Source organism: Ruoffia sp. FAM 26255, assembly GCF_045528525.1.
GTDB classification, from domain to species: domain Bacteria; phylum Bacillota; class Bacilli; order Lactobacillales; family Aerococcaceae; genus Ruoffia; species Ruoffia tabacinasalis.
Genome location: NZ_JBGQQX010000079.1, coordinates 1 through 6,765 on the forward strand (window position 1 = coordinate 1; position 6,765 = coordinate 6,765).

Annotated in this window: 6 protein-coding genes and 1 pseudogene; 3 read left to right on the top strand and 4 right to left on the bottom strand. The window is 36.3% G+C overall.

Annotation, left to right across the window (positions count from 1 at the left end; genetic code table 11):
- Together ACEN31_RS10745 and ACEN31_RS10750 are read left to right on the top strand one after the other, a co-directional pair.
- A pseudogene (locus tag ACEN31_RS10745) lies at positions 1 to 106 on the top strand (IS30 family transposase); the annotation flags it as partial.
- A gap of 44 nt (positions 107 to 150) precedes the next feature.
- The gene (locus ACEN31_RS10750) at positions 151 to 795 is read left to right on the top strand and encodes a phosphatase PAP2 family protein (RefSeq protein WP_407109404.1); all 645 of its coding nucleotides are present in this window, start codon (positions 151 to 153) and stop codon (positions 793 to 795) included.
- A 63-nt stretch (positions 796 to 858) separates the two neighbouring features.
- Here ACEN31_RS10750 and ACEN31_RS10755 read toward each other — a convergent pair whose 3' ends face one another.
- Entirely contained in the window at positions 859 to 2,220 is a 1,362-nt protein-coding gene (locus ACEN31_RS10755; protein ID WP_407109405.1) for a polysaccharide deacetylase family protein, read from the bottom strand.
- Between the two features lie 179 nt (positions 2,221 to 2,399).
- On the opposite strand from ACEN31_RS10755, the gene ACEN31_RS10760 reads away from it, so the two are divergent.
- Positions 2,400 to 3,302 (top strand): diacylglycerol/lipid kinase family protein, encoded by a 903-nt coding sequence (locus ACEN31_RS10760; RefSeq protein WP_407109406.1) that lies wholly within the window; start codon positions 2,400 to 2,402, stop codon positions 3,300 to 3,302.
- Between the two features lie 77 nt (positions 3,303 to 3,379).
- Here ACEN31_RS10760 and ACEN31_RS10765 read toward each other — a convergent pair whose 3' ends face one another.
- From ACEN31_RS10765 to metA, 3 genes are read right to left on the bottom strand one after another with little or no spacing between them, the layout of a single operon-like run.
- Positions 3,380 to 4,555 carry a MalY/PatB family protein gene (locus ACEN31_RS10765; RefSeq protein ID WP_407109407.1) on the bottom strand — a complete coding sequence of 392 codons (1,176 nt, stop codon included), beginning with the start codon at positions 4,553 to 4,555 and terminating at the stop codon, positions 3,380 to 3,382.
- Between the two features lie 40 nt (positions 4,556 to 4,595).
- Positions 4,596 to 5,684, bottom strand: coding sequence for an aminotransferase class I/II-fold pyridoxal phosphate-dependent enzyme (locus ACEN31_RS10770; protein WP_407109408.1), 1,089 nt, complete (start codon positions 5,682 to 5,684; stop codon positions 4,596 to 4,598).
- A gap of 1 nt (position 5,685) precedes the next feature.
- Entirely contained in the window at positions 5,686 to 6,612 is a 927-nt protein-coding gene (gene metA, locus ACEN31_RS10775; RefSeq protein ID WP_138404939.1) for a homoserine O-succinyltransferase, read from the bottom strand.
- Between the last annotated feature and the right edge of the window lie 153 nt (positions 6,613 to 6,765).

A 6,765-nucleotide genomic window follows, 5' to 3' on the forward strand; every position in this document is an offset into this window, starting at 1 on the left:
TTCTTCTGTTACAACCCGAAGGAATAAAATTCCTAGAAAATCTTTAAACTATAAGACTCCGTTGGAAGTCTTTCTTGAGAATGTATCAGGGTTAGATTATTTCTAGCTTAATTTGACAAATGAAATTAAATAAAATACCGAGGTGCTTTTATGAATAAAAAATATTTAAATTACTCATTACTTGCTCTGATACCCTTTTTGATTATTATTGCAATTGTTATATTCAATATGAATGCCATTCAACATCTGGATAATCTTATTACGCTTGAAATTGTTTCTTGGCGGACACCCCTATTAAGTTCATTTTTTAATGCCGTAACAATTCTTGCGAATCCAATGAGTGTCGTTTCGACGGTCGTTATTTTGGCGGTGATTGCTTACCTTTTAACTAAGAGAATCGATTTACCACTATGGATCTTAATTACAAATGCGATTGGGAGTTTGGGATTGAATCCACTGGTTAAAAATATTGTTCAACGAAGTCGTCCAAATGAAGCGATTCGAATGGTGCAAGAAAGTAGTTATTCTTTCCCGAGTGGTCATGCGTTTTCTTCGATGGTTGCTTTTGGTTGCGTCATTGTATTACTCATTTTATTCCTTAAACCAAGCGCGCTTCGTCGTGTTCTGATTATATTCGCCTTTTTAATTATCTTATTCATCGGTTTTAGCCGGATTTTCCTTGGAGTGCATTATTTTAGTGATGTGCTAGCTGGTTTTTCTTTTGGCTTATTCTGGTTGTTGCTGTCACTTAGCTTCTTTCTGGCAAGAAGACCTGAGATTAAAGCTAAAAAGTAAAGTCGACAAGGTTGTCTAGTATAAATATGCACAAAAAATCCTCGGATATTCTCCGAGGATTTTTTATAGCCGATATGAATCAGCTTCTGGAATTTGAGTAGGTGAGACAAAGACGTAACCTTGCTCTTTCAATTGAGGTATGAGTGTTTTAATTGCTTCGGTGGTTGATAATTGAGTGTCATGCATTAAGATAATTGATCGGTGTTGTAAGTGATTAGCAATATGCTCATTAGTTATTTGTTCATCTTTACTTAACCAGTCTTCTGAATCAACATTCCAATATATAGGTTCCATGTCTGGATAAAGTTTCAACATTTTCTGACGACCATTGCCATAAGGCGATCGGTAGATATTTGGCGTTACGCCTGTAGCATCCGCAATGATTTCTTGTGTGATTTCAGTCTCGTGTTCGACATCTCCCAAATTTAATAAATCAAAATTTGCGTGTGAATAGGAATGGTTTCCAATTTGATGCCCTGCTTCAACCACTGATCTGGCAATATCTGGATTGGCCTCGACTGAGCGCCCTAAAAAGAAAAATGTGGCTGTAACATCATGTTCATCTAGAACTTCTAAAATCTCTAAGGTATTCTCAGTGGGGCCATCATCAAAGGTAAGAGCAACTAACGGCCGCTCATCAATAGGAGAGCCCGTTAAAGGAGCCGATAAACCACGTGAATTAAAAATCGCATCTGATATTGCCTGATTGGATTCAAGTAATTCAGAATGTTTAATTAAATCTTCGGCGTAAATACGACATTTTTCCATATATTTATCAATCACTGCTCTAGTTTGTGGATGTTTTTGGTTTTTTAAAAGCACTTCTTCCACTTTAGAAAAAGTTTGGATTTCTTGATCTAAAGAATCTAAATCTACTTCTTCAGATAAGTGTTGAATCTGGTTACTCGCTGTTTCGATTTCATTAAAGGTTGTTAAAATCTGATCATAATGAGAGTAGATTGCTTCTGTAAGGGCATCTTCATCGGAAAAAGGTAATTGCTCTTTTTGTTCGGCTACTAATTGAGGCGTCACTGCTTCATTTAAAGGGAGTCCTTCTTTAATTTGTTCACCGACAATGATTGGTTCATCACTTTGGTAAAGCTCAGATAAGTTGGCGATTGCCTCTTGCTTATCCTCTGCTAATTCTACTAAATGTTGGAGCCTGTTTCCTTGAACGCCTCCAACTTCTTTAGCGGTCACTTCAGCATTTTTTATTAGTTCTGGAGATATTTTTGGATTCAAATAGATATTTTCCTCATCTAAATACAAGTCTTGTATGGCACTTGTCGCCAATTCAATACTTTGCACTTGTTGCTGATGATGTCTGGCAAATAATACCGTCATTAAAACCGCAAAAATAACTGTCCCAATACTAATTAGCGTTGTTTGTGATTTTGTATCCATGTCTTTCAAATTCAGTCTCATTCAACTACAACTCCTTTAATGCGATAATTCAATTGTAACAGAGATAGTCTTTTTTTCAGGTATTATTTAAAATTTTAACAATTAATTCACATTTGAAGTTGAGTCCTTTCCAAGTAGTTGTTATTCATAAAAACGAGCGGTATAGTATATACATAAATTTTCTAAAAGGAAGAGATAAAATGAAAGATGTCATGATTATTGCAAATCCATCTTCTGGACAAAAACAAGCAGAAGACTATGCTCAACAAGCGAAAGAAATCCTTGAAGCAAATGGACGTTTTGCAACAATAAATATAACAGAATCCGGCGATGATGTTGTCAAATTCGCTCAAGAAGCTGCGCGCGAAACATATAATACTATCGTTATTTTAGGTGGTGACGGAACGGTTTCACTTCTTGCCTCGAGTCTTAAAGATGAAGATTATCGGCCAGAGATTGCCATTTTGCCGACTGGAACGGTAAATAATGTTGCGCGTGCGTTAAATATCGAAATAAACTTGGATAAAGCTGTTAAGGATTTACCAAACCTTACTCCACAATCCATTGATGCAGGGCTTGTGAATGATCAAGTTTTCTTAAGTTTAGTTTCCACGGGAACAATTCCTGAAAGTGTCTTCGAAGTAAATGAAGAAGAGAAGGAACGCTTAGGTCCTGTCGCTTACTTAGTTGAAGGAATTCAAGCGTTAAACGAGCAAAAGAGTTACCGTTTCAGCTTAAATATTGATAATAAAGTCGATGAATTTGAATTAGATTTATTATTAATTGGCGTATCTAGTAGTGTGGTTGGTTTAACTAACTTCTTCAAAGATGCAAGCTATAATGATGGTAAATTACACATCTTTGGTTTAAAGAAGACGACTTTAGGAGATAGAGTTGGAAGTATTGCTAACTGGATCTTCGATACTGAGAAAGTTCAAAACAACGGTGTGTTAACGGTAGATGCCAAAAATATCAAGATCGAATTACTTAATAAAGATAGTAGTACACATGTGGCCGTTGATGGAGATAAAGGTCCTTCTTTCCCGGTGGAAATTAGCGTCTTACCTAACTATATCAATGTGCTTACTCCTAAACAAAAATAATCCGGATTCATTATTTAAATTAGATCTATAATAGGCAATAATAAAAGACCTTCACTGACGGAAGGTCTTATTTTGCATTATCCTAGCTGTTCAACAATTGTTTGGACAGCTTTTTCGATATTTTCTGGTTTTGTCGCAAGATTTAAACGAATAAAACCTTCGTAACCTTCACCAAACCATTCTCCGTAATCCACTGCGAGCCCGCATTTTCCCTGAATGAATTCGACCATCTCATCACTTTTTACTACTTTGCGTAAATCTACAAAGACTAAATATGTCCCTTCGAGTGGTGATACTGTAATTTCTGGTGCAAATTTTGTGAAGTAATCGCGGACGATTTCATAATTATGGAAAATGACATTCTTCAATGAGTCTATCCAATCCATACCATCCACATAAGCAGCCTCGGTAGCAAATAGCCCCATAATATTCGCTTCTGTTTTAAACATGGAATTTGCAAAATCATCATATTTTTGACGCAACTCATCGTCTGTGATTACGATATTACAATGAGTTAAACCAGCGATGTTAAAGGATTTAGACGCTGAGTTCACAGTAATGACTCGTGGGCGGTGAACTCCTTCAGAAACATTTGCTGCTGGGATATGTTCATGTTCAAAAGTAAAGTCTTGATGAATTTCATCAGAGATAATTAACACATTGTGCTTTTGGCAAATGGCGAATAACTTCGCTTGCTCTTCTTCTGTCCACACTCGTCCAACTGGATTATGCGGTGAACAATGGATGTATAATTTCACCGATTGACCGATAATTTCCTGTTCAAACCGTTCAAAATCAATGGTGAAATACCCATCGTTATTCACTAGGTCGACATTGACTAATCGACGATTTGTATCTTTAACCGCGTCACTAAAAGGATAATAAACAGGTGTTTGAATAATCACTGAATCATTTTCATCGGTGAAAGTGTATAATAGGTGGTAAATCGCTTGAACGGCACCTGTTGAAAAACGAACCCATTCTTCTTTTATCGGGAAAGAAAAATACGTTTCCATCCAGTTATTATATGCTTGATAATATGATTTACCTACAAATGTATAACCATAAACACCATGTAATATTCGATCTTTTAATATTTTTGTAATAGCTTGACTCACCTTAAAGTCCATATCAGCGACCCATAAAGGGAGTAAATCTGCTTGACCAAAGCGTTCTTCTAATAGGTCCCATTTTAATGAATTTGTATGTTGACGCTCAACATAATACTTTTCTACAAACTCTTCAATTTCCACTCACATCTACCTTCTTTCTTCTAAATTCATCTAATCACTTTTACTCCTTCAAAGCAACTTCTAAGTCTTGAATTAAATCGGAAGAATTTTCTAAGCCAATAGACAACCTTAATAAATCAGGCGTTAAGCCATAGGATTCACGCAATTCTTTTGGTATGTCTGCATGTGTTTGTGTTGTTGGGTATGTAATTAAACTTTCAACCCCACCTAAACTTTCGGCATATGTAAATACTTGTAACTTCTCTAAGAATGGTCCCACTTTCGCTTCACCTTTTAAGCGGATGCTTATCATGGCACCTTTTCCAGCATATAACACATCTTTAACTTGTTCCTGCTGCTTTAACCAGGTCACAATTTCTTGCGCAGTTGCTTCTTGTCGGTCTAATCGAATCGGTAAAGTTTTCAAACTACGAATAAACAACCAACAGTCAAAGGCTGATAATGTAGGACCGGTTGTATTCGATAACCAGCCTAACTTTTCACCCATACCTTTATCATTTGTCACGACCACTCCAGCTAAGATATCATTATGTCCCGTTAAATATTTTGTTCCTGAATAAAGTACAATGTCTGCACCTAATTCTAAGGGTCTTTGGCGAAGTGGCGTTAATAAAGTATTATCCACGAGTAATAGTGCTCCATGTTGATGCGTTAAATCTGCGATGCGTTGAATATCAACCTCTTGCATTAATGGGTTTGTCGGTGTTTCAATGAATACCCCTGATATGCCATCGCTGATTAGTTTTTCAAAGTCGGCTTCGGTTTCAAAGTAAGTAAATTGTGCTAAGTTCTCTGCTTCAAGGTGATCAAAGTATCGGAAACTTCCACCGTATAAATCGCGTAAAACTAAAAAATGGCTACCTTGTTTAAAAAGTTGAAAAGCCAATTGAATCGCGCTCATGCCTGAACTTGTAACGACCGCTCTCTCGCCACCTTCTAAAGCCGCTAAGCCCTCTTCTAAGATATCTCGGGTTGGGTTATTCGTTCGTGTATAATCATATCCGGTACTTTGCCCTAAACCTGGTTGAGCGTAAGTTGTCGCTAAGTGGATAGGAGCAACGACGGCTCCTGTTGATGGATCTTTGCGATTTCCTAATTGGACAAGTTTAGTATTGATGTGTGTTGTCATTTTATTTATCCTCCTTTAAAATATCTTCCAAATTATAATAAGTTCGTTGGTAAACCTCATTAAGCCAATTATTGTATAGAAGAAAGGCATTACTTTTCCACGTAAATTTTGGCGTTTTCGAATCATCGTCTCCTGGATAATAATTTTCTGGTAGAGCTATTTTACTTCCTGCCTCTTTATCGCGTTGATATTCCTGATGTAATGTTTCTCGGTCATATTCCAAGTGCCCTAATAAATATATGTCTAGATTGTCGGTTGTTGTAATAATATCTGGTCCAAATTTTGGATGTTTTGTTGTGATTCTCAAATCTTTTTGAGCTTGTATAGTCTCGATAGAAATTGAAGTATGGCGTGATTGTGGCACTTGATATGTGTCGTTAAAACCGCGGAGTAAGGGGTGATCTGCTTCTAATACGTCATATTCATAAATACCAAACAACTTTTGTTCAAGCTTATAATTGTCGATGTCGTAAAAATAATTTAAGGCATACTGAGCTCCCCAACAAATAAATAATCGGGAGAAGACATTTTTTTGAGACCAATCTAATATTGTCTTCAGCTCATCAATATAATTGACTTCATTGTATTCAAATTGTTCTACAGGGGCACCTGTAATAATAAGCCCATCATATTGTTGGTCTTTAATTTCATCAAACGTTTTGTAATATTGATTTAAGTGACTGATCGGTGTATTGGACGCTTCGTAAGTTGCTGTATACATTAAATCTACTTCTATTTGAAGCGGTGTATTACCTAATAATCGCAATAATTGCAGTTCTGTCGTTTCTTTTTTAGGCATGAGATTAAGAATGAGTATTTTAAGGGGACGAATGTCTTGAGTACGTGCCGTGCTCTCATCCATTGTCACTATTTGTTCTCTCTTTAATTCCTTGCGTATGGGTAATCCTTCAACAATTTTAATTGGCATACTCAACTTCCTTTCTTTTTTAAAATGATGAATTGTAAAATTAAGTGCGACAAATAAAGAAACCCATAACAGGTTCGTGTAAAATGTTAGTAATGACAAAAACATAAACACGGAGGTCTGTTATGAGCTACACACATCTTACCATAGAGGAAC